Genomic DNA, 23,545 nt, shown 5'->3' with positions numbered 1-23,545 from the left:
CTATCATACTGTTAATCTGATAAATAGCTAGAAAGAATCCTTTTACCCGAGCGGTTCGATGTTGCTTACCGTAAAAAACGATGTTTTCGGGGAAGATCGAATCAATTATCTTTCTTCTAATTCCCAAATCAGCAGTATCAAAAAGTAGATCAAGACTCTCAGCCATTTCAAGGGCCTTTTTGACTTTTTCTGGAATATCTTGGGTAATGATTGATTCGATTTTTGTCCCTTTGGCTTCCAAGCGCTCTATCTCCTCTTCACAACTTCTTTTTACCATTCGATAATCCTCAATATCCAGTTTTTCATCAATGTACAAATCCCTGATTTTGGAAATCTTTTGTTCCAGCTTTTCTATGGCTGATTTCAGCTTTCTTTTTTCGCTCAGGTCAATTTTATTTTCGCTTAAAAAAGCTTGATTAAAGACCATTTCGAATAAGTCTATCATACCCTTTTTGGGCTTGTATTTCGATAGGAATTTTCTGAAAGAGGTATTTACATCCTTGGCCTTAAACCTCACACCACATTTTGATGTACAGTGGTAATAATGATAATATTGGTTCCTACCTTTTGAAGCACTTGCTGTCAGGTTCCTGCTGCATTTAGGACATTTTAAGAAACCTCTTAAAGGAATCTCTTCTGGACTTACAATTTCAGTCCTTCGTTTTCTCTTTTTCAACTGTAACGAATCTTGCACCCTATAAAACAACTCCTCTGAAATTAGCGGTTCATGTTGGGCTTTTACAAAATGCCCCTTTTCTCCATTAAATTCAGGGACATAAAGCTTTCCACAATAGAACGGATTTCTAACAATCCTCCAAAACTTGTTTTTCCGCAGTTTAGCCCCTCTTCTTCTGGCATGCAAAAGCACCTGTTCTGATGAGTAATTAGCAGCTGCTAGGCTTTCAAAAATCCATTTTACATGAATTGCCTCTTCCTGCTCTATCTCAATAATAGGACGCTTAAAACTGTCCCTAGCATTTCTATATCCAAAGGGTGCCATCCAAAGCCATCTTCCTTCTTTTAATCCTCTCCGCATACCATGAAATATATTCAATGCCCTACGATCATTCTCTACTTCGGGTGCTGCCAGATAAAAGGCCAACATCATTTTATTTTCAGGGATTGACAAGTCCAAGGGTTGTTCGATGGCCTGTGGCTCTACCCCCAGCTTTCGGAGGGTATTGATCATCATATAGGCATCTCCGGCATTTCGACTAAAGCGGTCCCATTTGGTAAAGAGTAAAAGGTTGCTCTTATTCCCTTTCTCTTTAAGTTGTCCAAGAAGTCTCGACCATTCAGGTGTAAGTCTTCAAACAAAACTGGACTTTTATGGATAAAAAATAAGATAGAGTTTCGGCTAATTTAAAGCTAATTTTTGGTTTAGTGTTTTCCTTGCCATCAAGGTTTGTTTTTTGATCGATTTTCTTGCTTTCATCTTTTGTTTTTCCCTTCCAAAATAGACCTCTGCAGGTGTTAGGTTTTGTAGGGATTCATGATATCTATGGTAGTTGTAATGCTGCACAAACTCCTCCATTTTTGCCTCCAATTGTCCGGGGCTGAAGTAATTCTCAAGCTTTACCACATTTTTCATTGAGCGGTGGTAGCGTTCTATTTTTCCTTGGGTCTGCGGGTGCAAAGGCCTTCCCCTGACATGCTTTATGTTTAGATTGTCCAGATATTCCGATAAGCTTTTGGAGATGTAACAGGCCCCATTGTCGGACAACAGCTTTGGACGATTGTCTTCCGCTATGCCCGTTTTCAGCAAAGCCTCATCAATGGTCATCTGCACATCCTTGGCCTTCATGGAAGAACATAACCTCCAGTTGACGATATACCTACTGTAATCATCCAGAACAGTGGACAGGTAGTACCATCCCCACCCATGTATTTTGAAGTAGGTAAAGTCTGTCTGCCACATCTGGTTGGGACGGTTGGTCTGGTCGTGGAAGCTGTCGGATGCGGACATGAGCATAAAACTGGCAGGTGCTATCAATCCATTGGCCTTCAATATCCTGTAAACACTGGATTCGCTGATGTAATAGCGGTACTGGTCAGTAATGGTCCAGGCCACTTCCCTTGGTGACAGCTCGGGCTTTTCCAAGGATATCTCAACTACTTTATCCCTGTCTTCTGGACTGATGCTGTTCCAGGCAGGTTTCCTTTGTGTTCTTTTCCTGGCCAAACCATCAAAACCGGAATCTCTATAGGCCTTGTACCAGCTGTAAAAAGTCGCCCTATTGACTTTCAATTCCTTGAGTGTCCTTGAAACCCCTAAGTCCGAAGCTTCAACCAAACGGATGATCTCCATCTTTTCAGATTGTGTGTAGTGCATATACTTCCCTCTGTTCAGTCGTTTCCATTTAGACTTTTTTTGAGCACTTTGTTCTCCAGGGAAAGCTCGGCTACCAGTTCTTTTAAGGATGTATTCTCATCCTTCAGCTCCTTTACTTCTGACGTATTGGCCTCACGCATGGTGTCCCCATTCAGGCGTTTCTTCCCTGCCTCCATAAAATCCTTGCTCCACTTGTAGTAGTTGGCCTGGGAGATTCCTTCTTTGCGGCAAAGTTCGGATACACTGACTTCGCCACGCATTCCATCTATGATAATCCGAATTTTTTCTTCTGAGGAATAGGTGCGTCTTGTTTTTCTCTTTAGATCACTGATCAGTGCACTGGCACTTTGTTTTTTACTCATTATAGACTGTTTTTAGAGGTGAATAAAGTTAATAAACCTCTATCTTAATTTCATCTCTTAAACTGTCCACTTTTTGCTGACGTCAAACAAAGTAATTTTAGAAAGGTCTGATAAAAAACTATTGTATGGATATGAACAAACATTAAATATTTGTCATCGATAAATCGACTAACACCAGTCGATACTAATTATAAAACTTCCCGAACTGACGAACAGAATCGCGCTTGCCCAACATCACCTGATGATCAATAAATGGATCATTGGTGTCTTCCATCCATTCTTGAAGAGCTTCAAACAGTTCCTCTTTTTTGGATTGTAAGGACTCTTTTTCTATCAAATTCACCTTTTCAAAAGGATCATTATCCAAATCATAAAGTTCCAATTTTGAAGGAGAGGCCAATCGATCAAAAACCTCTCTCACCCATGTCCCTTCATATTTATCACCTCTGGAATAATAATAAGCACTATCCTTATCTATATAAAGGTCTTCATTATCAAAATCCCCTGATGGCAAATTGTAAATCAACTTATATCGTTGATCCCTTACTGTCCTCCTCGGATAATAATTATCGATAAAATGGGTATGGAAATTATACTCAGTGAACAAATAATTCCGGACCTTATTACTCTCCCCATAAACAAGTGGCTCCAATGACTGGCCCTGGACTTCCATTGGCGTTTCAATACCTAGGGCATCCAAAATAGTGGGATAAATATCTATAGTGGACACCAATTCATCTGACTCCTTAATTGTTTCCATTCCCTCTGGATACTTCACCAAAAATGGAATCCTCACGGAATATTCATAAGAAGCTGCTTTTCCTCTTGAAAATGGCGGTCCGTGATCCCCTACAAAAACGATCAGCGTATTGTCCAATACATCCAATTCCTCTAACTTCCTCATCAGCAAACCAATACCTTCATCCAGTCTTTTGACGCAATTATAATAATCGGCTATTCTTTCCAACTCCCCAGGATCATACACCCCCTGAAAGGCAAATGCCTGTACCTCCTCGCTTATTACCTCTTGCTCTGGATGCCCCTTAATGTTCCTGATCAAAGGTGTATGTGGATCAAAATAATTCAGATAAAGAAAAAAGGAACTGTCAGGGCTTGAAGTAATAAATTCATCCACCCACTCGCTTACCAATTCCACATCACGAGTTTCATGAACTTGGTCACTCCTATCCAGATCAAAAGGAAATTGTTCTTTTGGTTCAACATGAAGTTTACCAATCACTCCAGTTTTATAGCCAGCCTGCTTTAAACTAGAAGCAATATTTGGCAAGGTTCTGTTCATGCTAAAGCCTCGATGAGCCAAACCTATCTGGCCATTAAAATGAGGATAAGTACCTGTTAGAATGCTGCTTCTAGATGAGCTACATGAAGCTTGTGTAACATAGGCATTATTAAACTTGATCCCCGAGACGGCTAATCTATCTAGGTTTGGGGTTGAAATGGTACTGTCCCCATAACTGGATAGCTGCAGGCCCAGATCATCAGCCGTTATTACCAATACATTGATCGGGGGCTTAATTTCCCCTTGATTACCTGCTGAAGAACAGCTCATCAAAACCGGCAGGCTCAATAGCAATATCCCCCCTATTATCAAGGTACTTTTGAGTTTTGTCATTTTGGTTAGTGGTTAATAAATTCTTAAACTAATTATTTCCTGCCAAAATCCCCATTTCCAGTCCTCTAAGCTCAGCCAATCCCTTCAATCTTCCTATGGCAGAATATCCCGGATTGGTTTCTTTATGAAGGTCATCCAACATTTGATGTCCATGATCAGGACGAAAAGGAATTGCCTGGGCCCTTTTTTGGTTAAGCTCCACCAGTATTTCCATCACCTTGACCATATCCACATCTCCATCCAAATGATCGGATTCATAGAAATTGCCTTTTTCATCTCTATGGACATTTCTAAGGTGGGCAAAATACACCCTTTCTCCTACTGCCTCTAATATATCAGATACCTTATTATGCTTCCCGGCTCCCAAAGAACCTGTGCAAAAGCAAATCCCATTAAATGGGCTGTCCACCCTTTGAGTTATATCCAATAAATCCTCCTTGGAGGTGGCAATTCTCGGCAAGCCCAGTATGGCAAAAGGAGGGTCATCAGGGTGAATGGTCATTTTGATACCTTCTTCCAAGCTAACATCTGCAATGCTGGTAAGAAAATAGGCCAAGTTTTCCTGTAGCCCCTCTTTTCCAATTTTACTATAGATATCGATGCTCTCCCGCAGAGCTTCCAATGTCACCCCACCTTCAGTAGGAATTCCCATCAAAATAATCTCAGTAAGTTCATCAATCCTTTCCTTTGAAATGGACTTATACCTCTCCTTCACTTCCTGCATAATTTCCTTATCATAAGAACCCTCAGCCCCTACCCTTTGCAATACATGGCAATCAAACAATGCCAAATCAACCCAATCAAAATACAGGGCCTTAGCCCCATTGGAAAGAGAAATACCAAGATCTGTCCTAGTCCAGTCCAAAACCGGCATAAAATTATAGCAAACCGTCTTTATTCCGCAATCGGACAGGTTTTTGAGGCTTTGTCGGTACCTTTCAAGATACATGTCACAATCCTCCCTTCTGGTCTTTATTGCCTCGTGAACAGGCAAACTTTCTACCACATTCCATTTGAGTCCTGCCTGCTCAATAAAGTTTTTTCTCTCCTGAATTGCCTCTATTTCCCAAACCTCTCCATGGGGAATTTGATGTAAGGCCGTTACCACCGAACTGGCTCCAGCCTGCTTGATATCCTGAAGACTTACAGGATCATTCGAACCATACCAGCGCCAACTTTGTACAAGTTTATTTTTTGATTTCATTGAATACTATCTAAAGTTTTAATCCTGAACCATTGGGTATCCAAAAGCTTCCAACTCAGAAAAGCTGAAAGAACCTTTTTCATTATTGGCCACCAATCTCAAATATCTGTAGGCCTTCTTATTATTAAGGAAAACTTCCCACATATTGGAGCATTTGGTATCCGTCTTATAATAGGAAACCACTTCATTTTTAAAAGCCAGTACCTTATAATCATTGAAGTCAGGATCATTTGACGCTTGGATTTCATAATTGGATCTTGAGCTTTCCTCAAACCTTTCCTTTACTGGAATGATGCTCACTTTTTCAATAACATACTCTCCTTCCATATCTACCTGATACCAAGCCTTTCCACTGGAGTTTCCTGCTGTATGCCAATAGGTTTCCCAGTCATTATCATTACCCTTAGCAGCCTCATTTTCCTTTTCTTCTGAAGAGCTGCTTACTGGTTTCCCCTCCAATAAGCTGAAATGTCCATAACTCTCACTGGCCAAATCCTGATAATCGGACAAAACGCCTGCATTTTGCATGATCTTCTGGGCAGCTTCCGGCCATTCTCCATTTTCTACATACACATAGTTGATCAACTGTGCCCATCCTGCAGATGGACATGGAGCATCCCCATAATTGGTATCAAAAATCACCCTATCAGAGCTGCTCATCCAAGCCCTACAAACATGCTCAGCATGGGAGTTCATGCTTACGTTATTTTGCCAACGTGAATCATTGCTCCAGTTATCCGCATAAAACACATCCATTACATTATGGCTGGTGTATGGGACAAAATTCTCTTCAACCAAACAGTTGGGGTAGTAACCATGGGTATAAAGTGTTCCGCCGTCCCTAATCCCCCATTTATGCAAAGAAGAAGATCGGGAAACCTTATTTCTTCTGTAAGTTAATCTCCCAATTGCAGGATTATGTGTAGGCTTGTCCCCAATCCTTGCATGAATTCCTGCATAGGCAATATCAGAAATATCATTATTTTCTATATGTACATTATAGGCCGCAAAAGTATTGATGGCACTGGCCTGATAATAGTCCCTGCCAATATTTCTAATGACATTATTGAGCACATAGGTATCTTTACAAACAGAACTTGGATCACATTTCATTTTGTCCAAATACCATTTTCCGATACTTACCCCCGCCGCACTAAGATCATAAAATTTATTACCTTCAATACGGGTCCTATTGGTTCCCTCATAAGGTTGGATTCCTGATGAACCGTGATGGCGGAATATGGAGTTTTTGATCTGTACATCATCGGTATAGTTCAAAACTACTTGACCAGGAACTTCATTATCATATTCTCCAGTAATTTCTGCTTGGGATCTTCCCAGCATATGTTTTTCAGGATAGAACCAATTTCCATGTTCAAATACAAGTCCATCGAACTGGATATTTTTCAATCTACTTTCAGGAGTACCTTTCAGACTTATCATTCCCTCCAAAACTGGAACATAAGCCTCAACCTCTTCCATATTCTGCCAAGGTAGTGGGTAATAATATATTTTATCCTCTGTGGTATTCAGGCACCATTCACCAGGTTCGTCTAACTCCTCTATGGCATTCACAATAAAATGGTCCATGGCCCCAGAAGCATCTTGCCATGTCGTCCACCATGCAAATCCAGGGTGGGGTAGCCTAAAAATATAAGCATCTTCGGTCTCAATAATTTCCTCCACAGGAATTTGCATCATCTTAAACACCAATAAGGCATGTAGGCTCAAATCCTTAATATTACTGTAAGAATGCCCCATATCCCCCTTGCTAAATAGTATTCCATCATACTTTTCCTCGGTATTGGGATCATCCCACCAAAACCTAGTAGGATGCTCCTTGGTCTTTTTTCTCATCTCAGAGCTTAGCACATCCCCTTCTTTGGGGGCATCCGCAGCTCTAAACGGTTTATTAGACATAGAGATTTGCGCCCTTAATCCATCCACATACAATTGCTTAAAATAAGGAGCAAAACCTCCATTTTCCTTTACAGAGGCTTCAAAATAAGGCTTTCCTGGAACAGGGTTCCAATTTTTAACCTGCTTCCCTGCACTGAACCTTGGCTTGTCTTCACTCAGGTTTTTATAGATAATATCATAGCCATTTGACCCTCCATCTTCAGGGCCAAAAACTACCGTTTCATTCAATTCATACCTACCGCCTTCAATAAAGACATAAAGGTCTTCGCGCATATTTTGGTTTAAGCCCTTTTCTCTGATTAAATCCCTTGCTCCGGCAAGGCTTTTCAAGGCTGTTTTTAAACTTGTTCCATCTGCGCTATCATTTCCATCAGGACTGATATAAATATTGATATGGTCCTGATCCTCGTTTTTTACCGATTTACAGGATTGGATCCCCAATATCCCTACAAGAGTAATGGCCACTACTTTCTTTACTCGCAACATTTATTTTCTCTTTTATTCGTATTCATTCATTATGACCACATCATTAATTCGGAAAGCTGGACTTACCTTTAGACCTATTAGCTTGCCTCTCTCAACCTTTCCCTCAACAGTTGTTTGCTTGGGCGCATGAAGCTTAAATTCCACATCCCAATCTTTTGGCCAGGCTGGAAATAAATAAATCTTATCCTCAAAAGTTTGCATCAGCATTTCTTGAAGCCCAATCATTCCACTCCCTCCCCAGTTATGATCTGGAACCCAGTCATGTCCCGGTCCCCAAAAGGTGGGAAACCTTCTGTCTGAATCTTTCAGTTTTTTTACATTATACTCTGCTGCTTCCTTTGTCATCCCCATTCTGGCAAAGAAAATCCCATCCTGGTGCCAACTAATTACCATATCCTTAGGGAAGTCACCATGTTTCCATGTCTGCTTAAATACTGTCATATCATCTTTGCCCAAATGGAATTGATTGAATGGAAACAATGGGTAGAATTGGGGACACTCCACATTTTGGTATCTCTCCCATGATTCTGCGGGATTTAAAATTTGATCTCCCGCCACTTCACTATAGAAATAACCTGGCAGACGTTCCAAATACCCCTCAAAATAAGACCTTTCCTCTTCAGTAAAATATTCTGAATTCAAGGCCAATATAGATTTTATACTAGCCCTCAGACCTGAGATCAAATCCACCGGATTTTTTGCGCCTCTATAAGATTCACAAGAAGTAGAGGGATAAAGCACTAATTTCCCATTTTCATCTAAGCTATTTCCATCTCTAATTTGCTGCCTTTTTTGATAATGTTTATCAAAAAACACCAAAGCAGATTTTATAAATGGTATATAAGCCGAAATATCATTGCCAGAAAAACGATGGTACTCCAAAATCATATAGGCATGCTCTACCTGCGATTCCCAGTGATAAGAAATGGCAGAGTTTGCCATTACCCCCTTTTCTACCGGTTCATCATAGCCACGAAGTGCATCTGCTCTTGGATCCCCAAAGGAAATTTCCTCACCCCTATTCCGCTGAGTACCATTCTCCCAACCATAGCCTGCTCCCATAGCCAATCCAGATGCAGCCATATATTCGCTGTAAATACCACCCTCATGTCCGAAATTTTTCTTCACTCTAGCTTCCGCTCCTCCAAGTCCTTTTCTGTAAAGCTCAAACTGGGGTAACATGGCCTCAAAATCCCCTGTTTTCAATAATGGCCAATAAAGTAACCGCTGATTTTGAGCGGTAAAAGTGGCACCGCCCCATGCTCTCCAATCAGGTCCAAAATCCCTATTGGATTCTACCATTACAGGGTCAAAAGTAAGGTTGCCCCCGTTAAATTTCGTTGGGTATTCCCCGTAAGCATTCCCTCCCAACTGATACCGAAATAGTTGGTAATTCCTTCCTGCCTGCCATACTTCATTATTGGTATCTGGCCTGTCAGGAAAAATGTTTATATAGCTTTTGTCCCAAAAAGCTTCCCACCAATTCAATGTAGCATTTTTTGATTCCTTTATTGTGGACTTTGCTCTTGAAGCAACATGGCTTAGGCCTTTTTTCCAATCCTCTAAATCTTTTACTTGGGCAATATGGCTAACTACCATTATTTCATGGCATTGAGCTGCCTTTGAACTTTTTATCTTCCAAGCCTTAAACGGTGTCGCTAAGTATTCCCCCTGATAAACCCCGTCAGAAACAAAGCCGGTTCCAAGTAGCAAACCACCAAATACTCTGTTGTTTATATCATCAGTAATTTCTGTGCGATACTCCTCTAATCCTTGTTGCTTAATCAAAACCTCTGGAATCAGGGCATTTCTAGGGTTTTTATGGAAGAACATTACTTCCCCTTCATTTTCAAAGTCGATTTGATCTTGATGAGTGACTACAGTATCACGAAATCCTTCCAAATTAAACATCCCCCAACGGGACTTTGAATTATCCGAAAAAATAGGTTTGTCCTCTATTCTCCAATTTTCATAATAAGCTTCGACATCAACCTCTTTTTCAGAACTTACTTCGACATGAACCACAGGCTGATGAATATCTACCCATAAATTCACCTTGGTTTCAATGGCTTGGTCACTAACCTCTGAAACCCCTGAAATAATAATATTGCCCTGTTCTAAGTTCAATTTCTGAGAAAACTTACTCCCTATCTCAAAAGGATTTGGGCTTATTTTTATACGCACTCGGCCCAATTTTAAGTACTCACCATTTTCACTCAAAGAACCGCTTCTTTGTACATAAAAGAGGATTTCCCCATCTTCTACCCAAACATTGCAACCAATATCACCTCCAACCAAAGGCATAGAACCTGCACTGTTTTTACTTTGTGAATCCCAGGTAATATTATAGTTGTCCAAGCTAGTCCTCTTAACCGGTGCCTGAGCCCTGACCATAAAAGACAAAATCGAAATAAATAAAAAGGATAATAAAGTCCGTTTCATTCTAAATTATTTTTTTAGTGATTTCAATAGAATTTCTTCTCCTTTTTCTGTTTTGAAAGAAAGGGATTTCCCCTTTAGAATTTCCGATGCTTTTCCATCACGGTATATTTGCACCCTTTCACTATGCCATGGATTTATCAAATTACATTCTCGCCCCTGCTCGCTCTCTATGCTTATTTGGATTACCTCTCCATTTTTCAGTTCACTGGAAACCAAAAAAGCTCCATGCACCCTAATATTTTCAAAGGAGGCATCCTTATGCCTTGACCAAACAGGGAACACCCTCAAAACCCCATTATGCCCCATACAAAGCATTTCATTAATGGTATTGGGAACAGTACTGTAATTTTCTATGCCGTGGGGGTTATTCAACTGAAATCCATTAGCATAAGTGTTTTGGGTGTATTGACGGAGTTTTTCAAGAATTACCTCAGGGTCATAGCCCACCCTAACTGCTGCAGGAAAAAAGCTATTGGAACCATTAAAGTCAATCCAGCGCTGCATCACATCTATGGTATTATGGGCCACTTGCAACAAGTCTGGCTCACTGTCCAGACCTATTTGACCAGCCGGATAAATGTGCTGAATACCCAAGGTATTATTCCGCCACCAGTCTGTACCTATTTCTGTATAGCGGAAAACCTTCTTCCCTTCCCTTTCTTGATAGGTATAACTTGACATATTTTTCAGAATATGCTTCCACTTTTTCCTAGCTTGTGAATCCATGTCCAATAGATCACTCATTTCCATTGCCGTCTGCATCACCATTCTCACCAAGCCCAGAGAAAGGATAGGATTCATCGTCCCAACGGTTCCTTCATGGATAGCATCATCATAGATTACATAGCGTCCCTTTTCCCAAGTGAGGTAATTTTTCCAAAAAGTAGCCACACCTTTCACATAAGGATAATATTTAGCTGCTACCGCTTTATCATAGGTCAAATAAAAATGAGTGGACATATTAACCATTCCATAAGCAGCATTGCTTTTTTGACCAAAGAAAAGCCCCTCATCTTCAATATTCCCCTCCTCAATATAGCGGTGCACAAATTTATCCACTATTTCATTCCTTCTTGTGGTCTCGATCCCTACTGGACCTGCACCAACCGGCAACATGATCCCTCCCTGGATTCCAGTTAACTTATCTGAATAATATTCACCCCGATCGATTAAAGCCAATAGAGGAGCATTCACCGTACTTGCCTGCTCAAGGTGATTGGAAGAAAACAACCCATAAAACGGCGCATAATGATTATAATTCAAATGATAATCTCCATTCCAAGCTGGTCGTTCCTTGGTTACCAGACCAAAAATTCCGGGAGGAAAATCAGGGTCTCTACTTAAACTCCCCATATTATATTGGGACAAATAATATTGTTTTTCAAGCAATTCATCCCCTATATTGACCTGTGAGGAATTCCAATATTTTTCCCACCATGCAAGGTGTCCTTCTTTAATGGATGCAAGATCATTTATATCCAGATCTCTCAGTCTATCCACTACTGCCATTTCACAATCATCACTTTTGAAATTACTTGAAAAGGCCAAGACAATGGTTACTGGCTTATCTTCCTGAAGTATAAAAAAAGTCCCTTCATTAGACAGGATTTTCATTCCTACAGCAGCTTTGGTCGGAATATCCACCTCTTTTTCAAATGCCCTACTAAAGAAAACTATACCTTCCTCAGTCTGGGAATATTTGGTACTGGCAGGAAATAATAGATCCATGGGTGGATTTATCGCAGACTCCACTTCCCCAGGCAGGGATAAGTTGAGCTGTACTGGCAATTCCCCTTTTCCCTCCATGCTTAATTCAAGGATCATTAGATCCTCATTGGCAGACATATATACTTCATAACTCACCTTTTGATCATTCTTTTCAAAATTTGCGGTGGTGATAGCCTGTCCTAAATATTGTTCCAAATGATAGGTGGCCCCTTTAAGTGCTGGAATATGAACCTCCATCTTTCCCAATACTGCCGGGAAAGATTCATTATAAGCTGATTTTAGTCTCCAAAAATCGTTTCTGCCAAAATGAAACACTTGTTTCTCAGGGTTTCCTGAAACGGCAACTTTGGTATAGCCATTACCTAAAAATGGTGCATCAACGGATGAACTAGAGGGTATTTTTTGAGGGGCCTTTTTATACAAAATGGGCAAGCGTTCCAGCTTTTCCATAATTGAAATTCCACTGCCCAGTTCTTGGGGATATCCGACATAAATTGATGCAAAAAACATCAGAATAACCAAACAATATTTTAACCGTATTTTACTCATATATTCAAACAATTATACATTTTATTAGGGCAAGTTAACTTTCAATTAAAACCTGTGTTATGCCTATTTTACCTGATATCCCCATTTATTTAACAAATAATCGGAGCTCCGTTTTTAAAGGGGCTCCGAAATTCCTAGTAGTATAATAATTCAAATAAATTAATTCACATATCCTGGATTTTGCTCCAGAACAGCTTCTGTATTTCTTTCAATTTCGCTATATGGTATAGGATACAATTCATTATGAGGCTGAATACTCTCATCTGACCATCTACCATATTTCTGAGTTCTTTCTACCAGTTTACCTAATCTGGACAATGTCAAACGACGTGGCTCTTCATAACTTAATTCTCGAAGTCGTTCATCCAATATATAATCGATATCCACATCACTTGGAACAACTGGAGTAGCATTGGCACGCTCTCTAACTTTGTTGATATCTGCTGCAGCCTTATCTAAATCACCTAAGCCTAAATAAGCCTCAGCTCTTAACAAATAAGTTTCCGCCAATCTCATCAGATAAAAATCCAAATAAGTAATCCCTGAATTTCCAGAAAGAATTCCTCGCTCCACATCTATCATAATTTCTTCTGGATGTTTGTTATGAGTAGTCAACTTGGTTGGATAAGCATAAACCAGCCTCATGGTATCATATTCAGTTGGATATCCTTCAATACCTGCGTTGAAGACTTCCTGAACACTCTGTCCAAAATAGGCAGAGGCAGGATTGTCAAAAGTATAGTCGCGCTCCATATTGTGCTCGGCATTTCGGATATCATTATCCCAATCGCCCTTCCAAATTTCATGGGTAAAATGGTCTGTACCACGAACCCATCCAATCCCTCTCCCTCCATTTTTGGTTGTTGGCCCAATAAATCCAGCCACACCATCAGGATCTTTCAATTGCCAGTATAAAGGAGCTATATATCTCTCAAACTTATATCCAGTTCCCCAGTTAACGTTAGAACCGCCACCACCAGGAATATTAAACTCTACTTGCAATACCAAAATAGCTTCCGTGTTTCCACTTGATCTGTTCTGATTATTTGGTTCAAACAAGTCAAAATAAGCATCACCAGGCATTTCATCAGCACTTGAACCAAATCTACTGGTCATTAAGGCAAAGTTTGGATTCTCAATTACGGCAGAAGCAGCTTGAACAGCCTTATTATATTCTTTCAGGCTGATATATATTTCTGAAAGCAAGTGGTTGGCGGCAGCCTTACTTGCTCTGCCGTCTCCCTTCACATTGTTAATATCAGGCAAATTTGCCGCAGCAAATTCCAAGTCAATAGCACATTGCTGGTATACTGCCTCTCTAGACTCTCTAACAAAGTCTCTTTTTGGAGAAGTGACTTCCTCCAAGACTAAAGGAACTCCTCCGAAAAAGTTAGCCAAGCAATTATAGGCATAGGCACGGAAAAACATTGCCTCAGCTATATGAGCATTTTTTGAGGCTTCATCTGGATAGTCAACACCTTCAATACGTGAAATAATCACATTTGCATCAAAAATAATCCTATACAAATTGCTCCATCTTGAATTAGGTCTACCAGCTGTAGGCACGACTTCATTTTGATAATCTGCATATCCCAAGGTATTTTGAAAACCAGAGGCTAAATCAGTCCCATAATAAACATCACTTTGATTAACATTACCATCCCAAAGATTCCTCACCCTGGCATAGAGATATGCCATAGAACTTTCAATATGCTCAGGTTTTGTAAATGAATTTTCTGGACTATAAAAATCCAAAGGTACTTCATTAAGAATTTCATCTTCATTACAAGACACAAGTCCCAATGAAAACAGCAATAAGAAAATATAATTTATTTTTTTCATCGTTTTTTCAATTAGAATGACACATTTAGACCCACTGTGTAACTTCTCAAAACAGGATATCCGCCTGAAGTTATACCCGTACCTGTCTCAGGATCTAAACCTTTCCATTTTGTCCAAGTAGCAAGGTTTTTCCCACTACCATAAATTTTCAAACCTTTAAGACTTAATCTGTCTAGTAGGAATTTTGGGACATTATAAGAAAGAGAAACATCTTGAAGTCTTACAAAACTTCTTTGTCTGTAAATTGCTGGATCAACTGACCCTGCTGTATTCAATTGTCTATATTCTGCATTTGGATTATTTGGAGTCCAATAATCCCACTCTTCAACTATATTCCAGTTTTTGATATTATCTCCACCTCCCCATGCTCCATCATTTTGAGGACGGTTATTTCCATAATAATATTGTTTACCTCCCTGAATGGAATTGATAAATGCTCTTAATGTCCAGTTTTTGTAAGTAAAGGTATTCTGGATACTGAAGCGATAAGACGGAACAGAATAGCCCAATATCTTTCTATCCTCAGCAGCAGAAATAGTCCCATCACCATTGATATCTTCTATTCTATAATGACCAGCTTTATATCCAGCAATAATATCCTCATCTCCAAGCTGGTAAATCCCCAAAACATTATAATGATAAATTATACCACGGCTTTTACCTATCCACAAGCCACTACTGATTAAATCATCTTCCTTTCCATCGCCATCATTATCCTGGCCTAAAATTGAAACAACCTTGTTTCTGTTCATTGAAAAATTAAAGGTACTCTCCCATTGGAATCCTGACTTTTTCACATTAACAGTGCTAATTGAACTTTCCAATCCCCAGTTGGCTACCTTGCCGATATTGGTATTGATACTGTTAAACCCTGTTATACTAGGCAAATTAATGGAATAAAGAATATCTCTTGTTTGAGTATTATAGTATTCTATATTTCCACGAATCCTTTGTTTCAACACTGCAAAATCAATCCCCAAATTCAGACCTCTAGTGGTCTCCCAGCCTAAATCAGCATTTTCAAGGTTAGCAATTGTTTGGCCAATGACAGAAGAACCCCCATCACCATAAACATAAGAATATCCTGAAGACATTTTCGCCAATGTACCATACCTGCCTACCGTTCGGTTTCCACTTTCACCAAATGAGCCCCTAAACTTTAACAAGTTCAATCCAGGCAAAGTATTTTTCAAAAATGGTTCCTCGGTGGCTGTCCAAGCCAAGCCTAGTGAAGGGAAATAACCTGTTTTTTTATTTTTCCCAAAACCAGAAAATCCGTCCCTTCTTACTGTCCCGGTAAAGAAGTACTTTCCATTATAATCATATTGAGCCCTAGCCATTGAATACAAACTATTTTCTTCATAGGCTGAAGCAGAAACAGTTTGTCTTTCGATATCACCATCTTGAAGACGATTATAACCCAAATCCATATTGGTAAAAATGGAAGAAGAGGTATTGGTGCCTTCAAAAACCCGCTTTTCATGTCCATAAACCAATGTTGCCTTGATTCCGTGAACATCATTGATTTGGGTAGAATAATTAACAATATTATCAATAATCCTATCATAGGCAGTTCCATTATTTTTGAAACCACTGCCCAGTTGATTTTGGGCAAACCTGTCAAAACCAAAACTCCTTGAATTTCTATAGTTATTTGAGAAATTTAGACGGTAAGTCAACCCCTTAACATAAGGGATGGATACTATACCATAGAAATTCCCAACTAGATTCATTCTTTTGTCCAAATCCTCACGTTCTAAAGGCACCAATGGATTGGTCAGTGGGCCCTGAGGGTAAAGATTCAATGAACCATCTTCATTATAAGCTGAAACCAAAGGACTCAACAAATAAGCGGTCCTCATATCCGGTGAACTTCCTGAATAATCAGCAAAAGCAGCAAAACTATTCAAACCAAACGTAAACCATTCACTGATTTCATTCTCCAGATTAATCCTAGTGGTCCATCTGCTATAACTATCATTAATAATATACCCCTCCTGATCTGTATAAGAGGTAGAAAGGTAGTATTTTGAACCGTTGCTATTACCGCTTACGCTAAGGTTATGATTTTGGATGTAACTGTCCTGAGAAATTAGATCCAACCAATTGGTTTCGGTTCCAGCAGCATAGCCATCCGCAACAGTTTGATAAACAAAGGAGGGTTCATAATCTGGATTAGGTTGCGTATAGTCCGGGGCCAAGAAGCTTTTTTCCCATTCCACATTTCTCACTTTTTCAATATAACCTTCTCTATCCAATGGTGTCAAAAGATTCGATGGCGACTGGAATGTCATGGTTCCGCTGTAATTAAACACTGGTTTTGACTCTTTACCGCCTTTTTTTGTAGTAATGATCAACACCCCATTGGCAGCCCTCGAACCATAAATAGCCGTGGAACTGGCATCCTTCAATACATCCACAGACTCCACATCATTAGGATTGATTTCATTGATGTTTCCATTATAAATAACTCCATCTAGTACAATCAAAGGAGCAGAGGATCCTGAAATGGAATTCAAGCCCCTAATTGATAAAGAGGGAGAAGATCCTGCAGTAGTGGTCATCCCCACATTTAGCCCTGGGACAGATCCTTGTAGGGATTGCATGATATTGGTATTTGGGGACTCGCGAAACGCATCAATATCTGCCCTTACTACCGCGCCGGTCAAGTCAGATTTTTTTGAGATACCATAGCCCACTACTACCACCTCATCCATATTGGTTAAATCAGGTGCCAAGCTTACATTTAGTTGATTCTGATTTCCAACAGAAATTTCCTGATTAACATAGCCTATATAAGAGAATATCAAGGTTGAATTCTTAGAGACACTTATTGCAAAATTCCCTTCCAAATCTGTAATTGATCCATTGTTGGTTCCTTTTTCAAGAATAGTTGCTCCAGGAAGTCCTTCACCATTTTCATCCGTGACCCGGCCTTCTATTTTATTATTCCCAGTCTGCGCATTCGTTAAGGAACACGCCAAGAAAAAAATTATAAAGAAAAGAAAAGACAAGCTCTTTTTCTTTTCACCTGTCCGACTCTGCTTCCTTCGGACCATAATGGTAGAATTTCCATTCATAAGATAAGGTTAGTTTTGGTTAAACATTAATTTCAGAACAGTCCTAAAGCTGCTCCAGGATGAGCCTGCTAAATGGCTTCATCAAAGACATTTATCCCGTTCTGCCATAAACTTCAATATAAAATTTAATTTATGCAACCGATTTCATTCTTTTTCACAAAAATATTTGAACGAACATTCAATATAAAACCTATAATTAAACCATATTAACACATAAAACAATAAACCCTACCATATACATGTCAAAAAAACACGTAAAATAAAAAACCAAATATGAAATCGATTTCAATTTTTAATAACATTTCGTAACTTTAATCACATCATATAACCAAATCACTATTTCTGGGAGAAATTCTTCTAAAATAGAAACACCTCACAAATCAGCCGCTTAAATTAAATCTCATAGTTAAGATGATTTAAGCTAAATTTGTAATTTGAGTTTTTATCAAAAAAGTCATGGATAAAGAGATCACTATTTACGATATAGCAAGTGAAACAGGAGTATCTCCTACTACTGTCAGCCGTGCCCTAAACAACCACCCTGCAGTAAAAGATAAAACAAAAAAGAAAATTTTTGATGCCGTAGACAAACTTGGCTATCGATCAAATATTTTTGCCTCAAATCTCAGAAGCAAATTCACCAACAATATTGGGGTAATTGTACCTAGACTTAACAGCTCTTTTCAGTCGGCAGTTTTAGCTGGAATGGAGAAAATAGCCAACGAAGCGGGTTTCAACCTAATCATAAGTCAGTCATTTGAATCTGAAGAAAAAGAAAAAGCAAATGCTAAATCTATGTACAATAGCCGTGTAGACGGACTATTGGTCTCTCTAGCAAGCAACACTAAGGAAATTGCTCACTTCAAACCCTTTATCAAAAAAGGCACTCCTGTAATATTTTTCGACAGAATCGCAGAAGACAGCAATATGACTGGAGTCATCATAGACAATTCAAGAGCCGCGTATAATTCCACACAACATCTCATTGAACAAGGCTGTAAAAACATAGTTCATGCATTGGGAAATCCAAATATCAATATTTATGCTGACCGCCTGAAAGGCTATAAATATGCCTTAATGGATAATGGACTGGCATTCAAAAACAACAATATAATTTTTTCAGATCTTAATGAGGCCTCAGGAGAAGAAATCGCCCATAAAATCCTTTCGATCAAGCCACTTCCAGACGGACTTTTCGTATCCAATGATATTTGTGCAGCGAGCTGTGTGAATCACCTGAAAAAAGCAGGAATACGAATCCCTGAAGATATAGCCATTGTAGGTTTCAACAATGACACAGTATCTAGATTAATAGAACCCAATTTAACCACTACAAACTACCCAGGGTTTGAAATGGGAGAAGTAGCTATGAAAAACCTCATCAACCGCCTGAAAGACAGAAGTGATGACGTTTTACAAAACACAAACACCATTACTTTAAAAGCAGATTTAATAATTAGGGACTCATCTTTAAAAACAAAAAAACTCACAGGTCATAAACGCAATCTGAAGGATGATAAAAAATAATGGTCGACCAAATTATAAACCACCAACTGAAGAGAAGAAAAAGCTATTTCAATTTGTAGCCATAGTTACAGGATGAGCGTATGGAATTAGAATTGTGACTGCCAAAACAATATAGAATGTTATTTTGGCAGAAACAAAATCAACCTGATTGAGGCTCAGAAAAATTTGGGAACAAACTGTTGTTATTATGTTTTGATCCTAATAACACAAGCGCTATTCCCTAACTTATTGGGCAAATTGTACCTGAACAAGGAGATATTCAAACCTTAGTAAATAATGCTTGGATAAATATTAAAAGCCAATACTGGAGGTAATTAACAAGGATTTCCAAATATCTTTCCTTCAAACCAACTAAACAACAGCCTACTCCCTAAGTAGGGAAATAGCCAAGGAACCTATTAGGCAAGGTTCAGGCAGTATTATCAATTTCAGCTACTTGGTTACTCAATATAGAAGCCTAGCCCTTATTGCTTAAGCTGTTTATTTTCTTTAATCTGAAAAATCCTCCTATGTGACTTGAACCATTTTTTCCAGTAAATGGAAGAGATTCCACTGGTTTATTAATCTAAGGTTAGGATTAATAAATCACTTGGGTACTTACAAAAGAAGGAAGGTTCATGTATTGCTCAAATCTACCCCTTGTAACACCCGGGTAATTTTAGCTCAATAAACTATTGTTTCCTAGGATTACAACCTGGCAGTGGTCCTGCTTTTTCTATAATAGAATCACAGCCCATTATCTTCTCACCATTATTCTCAAAAGTATTGTTTCGGGAATGATTATGAGAACCTCCAATTGGAGAATTCTTTATCACATTATTTCGCACTAAGATAAATTGGGAGTAATTATCCAAATAAACCCCATCTACAAACCAATCACCTGCCCAAGGGCTCCTTTCAATGTCATGGATATAGTTTTCTTCAATGACAGTTCCTCTTTGATTTCCTCCAAGGGTGTAAATGGCTCCTCCGTCATCATGTAATTGAACAACATGATGAATGTGATTTTTCCTGATAATATTGCTGTGACAGCCAGTATCATTATATCCTCCTGGCTGGTCACCTATCTGCATGCCACTGTAAGGCATATCATACAATTCATTATGCTCTATTATCATGCCATTGACATTATGGGCCAGAATCCCTCCCCCATTGGTATAGCTTCTACCGCAACGAGTAATTGTATTGTTCCAAATGGCTAAATTATTACTCATTTCATCCTCCCCTGCATTCATCTTGGCATGCACATCTATCTCAATGGCATTTGCCCCTATCTGGTCGAAAAGATTGCCCTCAATATCAGCATTATCCACATTGGCAAAAAACTGCACGCCATTGGCTCCAGTTTTTCGAATGGCACAATTCCTCAACACAAAGCTATCCGCATTTATTGCCTTGATAGCCGCCTGTGGATATGCCTTGTTTCCATATGTCCTATTAAAGGATTGGGAATAAGGCTGAACAAACTGGGTAGCCGATAAGCCAATTTCAGAAGGACTGATCCAATTGGTACATTCAAAACTAATTCCTTCAAACTCCAAGTTTTTTACTGGACTTTCCTTACTTCCCACTACCGAAATCAACACATCCAAAATCGGATATTCAATATCCAAACTTTCCACTTCCAGGCCTTGGTCTACCTTCAGATATAATACACTTTCTTTCCTATCCAAATACCATTCTCCTGACTGATCAATCAACTCATAAGCATTTTCAAAATGAAAAGCGGCATTATTAAAAAAGCCTTCCCCCTTATTAAAGCAGCTAGCACTTTCAGTATCCTGAGGACTTAGCCAAACAAATTCACCCTCTACTTCATGTTTCTTATAACGGGCATTGTGATGGATCCAATGGGGCTGAACCACCAATTCCATTCTCTCCTTATTTTCAACCTCTTCCACCTCTTTCCAATCATCGACAGAAATCCTGTAGCGCTGCTTTGCCACATCCGCTCCTTTCATTCTCAAATAAGGACCAAAATTACTTTCTGACTCTTTATTAGGAAATCTTGCTCTTACAGCCGGCTCTCCATCAATATACAGTTGACGAAACTCATCATACCCCACATGGGCCTTGTATATGTTTTTCGCAGCATCATGAAGTTCCCAGGCCCTTATTTTCTTACCTCCACTGAGTACAGGTTTCTCCTGGTCATAAGCTTTATAAATCACCTTAAAACTATCTCTACCAGCATCATTTGCATTAAATTCAATAGTTCGACTTAGCTCATACCTACCCCTTCTAATATAAACAATCACATCTCCTTCAGACTTCAATTCTCTTACAGCCTGCTTTGCCCTTTCAAAAGAGGCAAAAGGTTTATTTTTTGTCCCAGGATTTTTATCATTACCATCTGTGGCCACAAAAAACTTGGTTTCTTTACCTTTCTTTATCTCATCCGCCTTGACAGAAAAGGCATTCAACACTACAAATAATGCTATAAATAATAATCTCATTGGAATTAGTTTAATTTATTAATTCTAAGGAATACTGCCCCACCATTTCTCAGAAAGCAGGTTTAAATTATTTTTCATTTAATGACCTCCCAAATAATGACAAGGAAATTCAATTGACTTTTACATAAAGGCCTGAATCACTTTCATCATTATTTTGAAGATTTTTCTTCAAACTCACCTAAATAATGATTAACGGCCTTTTCCATCCCTTCTTCTCCATGTAAACTGTCTGTGCCTAACATAAAACTGTAAGGCAAATATAAACTGGCTGATTCTGGATGGTCATTTTTTAAGTCCTTGAACGCTACCCACAGGGACCTATATTCCTCATAAAGTGTCTCTATTTTGGGCTCTGTCCAATTACCAGTCTTTTCTGCTTTAAGTCCCCTTAGCATAATTTCCCAACCGACTTGAATAATACTGTATTTGATACGACCATATGAGGACGAAACCTGAAGGTATTCAATGGCCTTTTCATCCCCACTCTTCACCTCCTGAGCCAAGACTTCTATTTGTTTCCAAATATCTACCGCCTGTTTCTTTTCTTCGATGATTTCCTCCTCAATCCCTTCGGCTAATATCCTTTCAAAGTCCTCATTGGTCTTTCCCCAAGCCTCCTCCGTAAAATCATTAAATTCATCCGTTGTTACTCCTCCCATAAACTGGTCCCTGATCCACCAAGGGTTAATCCTGGTCAGCTTACTACTTCTTCCCAACAGAACTCCCTTTGGCGAAAGCTCTGCGATCTTTTGAAACCTTTTTGCATCTTCCTGATCCATTCCAAGCACTTCCATAGCATACTTGATCACTAGCTCAGATTCTTCCAATGCCATATTATTTGCCCAGCGCCCCAAAACATAGGCATTCAGATCCGGCCAAAGTTCATTTTTGATATAGGGTCCCTTCCATCCTCCACCTCTTGACCAGGTCCAAACCCCTTTGAGTTGAGGGTTATCTTTGATATCATTTAAGCCCTGCGGACCTTCTTGCCCTTCAAATTCCTCAAAACCGTTCAGCACAGACCCTGCTATATAATTCGGATGGGCTCCCTTTCCTTCATACTCCCTTTGGCATTGCACCTCTACAATTTGATCGTGCTTACCTATTCCTAAAGTGGGATTAAATGGAAATGTCCTTAAAAAGTCTCCCTTTGTATGCTTGATGGAAAATATCAGGTTTTCATGTGGTTCTACCTGATTGGTGATGGCCAGATAGACATCAGGCTGGGTATGGAACCAACCAAAATCCCAAGTTCTGTAGAAGAGCTTTTTATTACGCTTTACGCAAATTTCCTCACGTAAAATATTCAATAATTTCACATGGTCCTTAATCCCTTCTTCTCCTTCTCTTACTGGCTTCCCCCCCATATGAAAGGGGGTATCATGCAAATATGTCTCTCCAAATCTTATCACAAGGCCATCTAAATCAGTAAAGCGGTCAAAAATCCCGGAAATTTGAGCCTTGATCAATTTTTCAATCATGGGATATTGGATATTAGGCCTCCTTGCTTTTTTCCCCTCTCCTCCCAAAGTGGAAGAATGGCCGGTCTCCTGACTTCCCATTTCATCACCATACTTTTCCCATAGTGACCTTGGAGCAACAAAAACATCCGTGAACGCATATGCCTCAATACCCGCTGACTCTGTTTCAGCAAGCCTTTCATCAATCCATTCCGCCTTTTGTTCAATCCAATTACTTTCTTCACTTCCCTTTGGTATAATTCCCGCTTCGAAGCCATCATAATCAATGGCACAGTTTACATACCAATGGCCAACCATGCCATTAAATCCCCGGTCTTTAAGAAAGCTTGGATTATTATAGGCAGATTGCGTAAGTGCTTCTCCGGGATTATTATAAACCATATCAATCACATAAGGAAGGCTAGCACTATGCTCTTCCAAAGCTTGTTTGCCTTCTTGGTCACAGCCCATCATCAAAGCAAACATGATGACCATAATGAGATTTCGAAAAAACATATTCATTT

Annotated in this window: 12 protein-coding genes and 1 pseudogene; 1 reads left to right on the top strand and 12 read right to left on the bottom strand. The window is 39.3% G+C overall.

Annotated elements, in window-relative coordinates; translation table 11 throughout:
• The 10 genes and pseudogenes from H7U17_RS19945 to H7U17_RS19905 form a co-directional block, all read right to left on the bottom strand.
• On the bottom strand, positions 1-1,000 hold a 1,000-nt coding region (locus tag H7U17_RS19945), incomplete at its 3' end, for a recombinase family protein (protein WP_230981513.1).
• 66 nt (positions 1,001-1,066) lie between these two features.
• Positions 1,067-1,240 (bottom strand): annotated as a pseudogene (locus tag H7U17_RS20690) (recombinase family protein); the annotation flags it as partial.
• 117 nt (positions 1,241-1,357) lie between these two features.
• Positions 1,358-2,694 (bottom strand): IS3 family transposase gene (locus H7U17_RS19940; RefSeq protein ID WP_394353729.1). Its coding sequence is split into 2 segments (ribosomal slippage): positions 1,358-2,356 and positions 2,359-2,694, totalling 1,335 coding nucleotides; the frame shifts between segments, so codons are not numbered across the junction.
• Positions 2,695-2,878: 184 nt separating this feature from the next.
• The gene (locus tag H7U17_RS19935) at positions 2,879-4,327 is read right to left on the bottom strand and encodes a sulfatase family protein (protein ID WP_186758611.1); all 1,449 of its coding nucleotides are present in this window, start codon (positions 4,325-4,327) and stop codon (positions 2,879-2,881) included.
• Positions 4,328-4,355: 28 nt separating this feature from the next.
• Positions 4,356-5,531, bottom strand: a complete 1,176-nt coding sequence (gene uxuA / locus H7U17_RS19930) for a mannonate dehydratase (protein ID WP_186758610.1) — start codon at positions 5,529-5,531, stop codon at positions 4,356-4,358.
• Positions 5,532-5,549: 18 nt separating this feature from the next.
• The gene (locus H7U17_RS19925) at positions 5,550-7,937 is read right to left on the bottom strand and encodes a discoidin domain-containing protein (RefSeq protein ID WP_186758609.1); all 2,388 of its coding nucleotides are present in this window, start codon (positions 7,935-7,937) and stop codon (positions 5,550-5,552) included.
• A 12-nt stretch (positions 7,938-7,949) separates the two neighbouring features.
• Positions 7,950-10,379, bottom strand: a complete 2,430-nt coding sequence (locus H7U17_RS19920) for a DUF5703 domain-containing protein (RefSeq protein ID WP_186758608.1) — start codon at positions 10,377-10,379, stop codon at positions 7,950-7,952.
• A 6-nt stretch (positions 10,380-10,385) separates the two neighbouring features.
• Positions 10,386-12,557, bottom strand: coding sequence for a glycosyl hydrolase family 95 catalytic domain-containing protein (locus H7U17_RS19915; protein WP_186758607.1), 2,172 nt, complete (start codon positions 12,555-12,557; stop codon positions 10,386-10,388).
• A gap of 258 nt (positions 12,558-12,815) precedes the next feature.
• Positions 12,816-14,498, bottom strand: coding sequence for a RagB/SusD family nutrient uptake outer membrane protein (locus H7U17_RS19910; protein ID WP_186758606.1), 1,683 nt, complete (start codon positions 14,496-14,498; stop codon positions 12,816-12,818).
• Positions 14,499-14,509: 11 nt separating this feature from the next.
• Complete coding sequence (locus H7U17_RS19905) at positions 14,510-17,578, bottom strand: SusC/RagA family TonB-linked outer membrane protein (RefSeq protein WP_186758605.1); 3,069 nt, start codon at positions 17,576-17,578, stop codon at positions 14,510-14,512.
• 456 nt (positions 17,579-18,034) lie between these two features.
• Between H7U17_RS19905 and H7U17_RS19900 the strand changes: the two genes are divergently transcribed.
• The gene (locus H7U17_RS19900) at positions 18,035-19,105 is read left to right on the top strand and encodes a LacI family DNA-binding transcriptional regulator (protein ID WP_186758604.1); all 1,071 of its coding nucleotides are present in this window, start codon (positions 18,035-18,037) and stop codon (positions 19,103-19,105) included.
• A gap of 671 nt (positions 19,106-19,776) precedes the next feature.
• On the opposite strand, the gene H7U17_RS19895 is transcribed toward H7U17_RS19900, so the two are convergent.
• Both H7U17_RS19895 and H7U17_RS19890 read right to left on the bottom strand, forming a co-directional pair.
• Positions 19,777-21,561 carry a right-handed parallel beta-helix repeat-containing protein gene (locus H7U17_RS19895; protein ID WP_186758603.1) on the bottom strand — a complete coding sequence of 595 codons (1,785 nt, stop codon included), beginning with the start codon at positions 21,559-21,561 and terminating at the stop codon, positions 19,777-19,779.
• Positions 21,562-21,710: 149 nt separating this feature from the next.
• Positions 21,711-23,537 carry a hypothetical protein gene (locus H7U17_RS19890; protein ID WP_186758602.1) on the bottom strand — a complete coding sequence of 609 codons (1,827 nt, stop codon included), beginning with the start codon at positions 23,535-23,537 and terminating at the stop codon, positions 21,711-21,713.
• Positions 23,538-23,545 lie beyond the last annotated feature (8 nt).

The sequence above is a fragment of the Echinicola salinicaeni genome (assembly GCF_014280965.1).
GTDB lineage: Bacteria > Bacteroidota > Bacteroidia > Cytophagales > Cyclobacteriaceae > Echinicola > Echinicola salinicaeni.
Note: the sequence above shows the minus strand (reverse complement) of the source record. Positions and strands in the feature narration are given on the sequence as shown.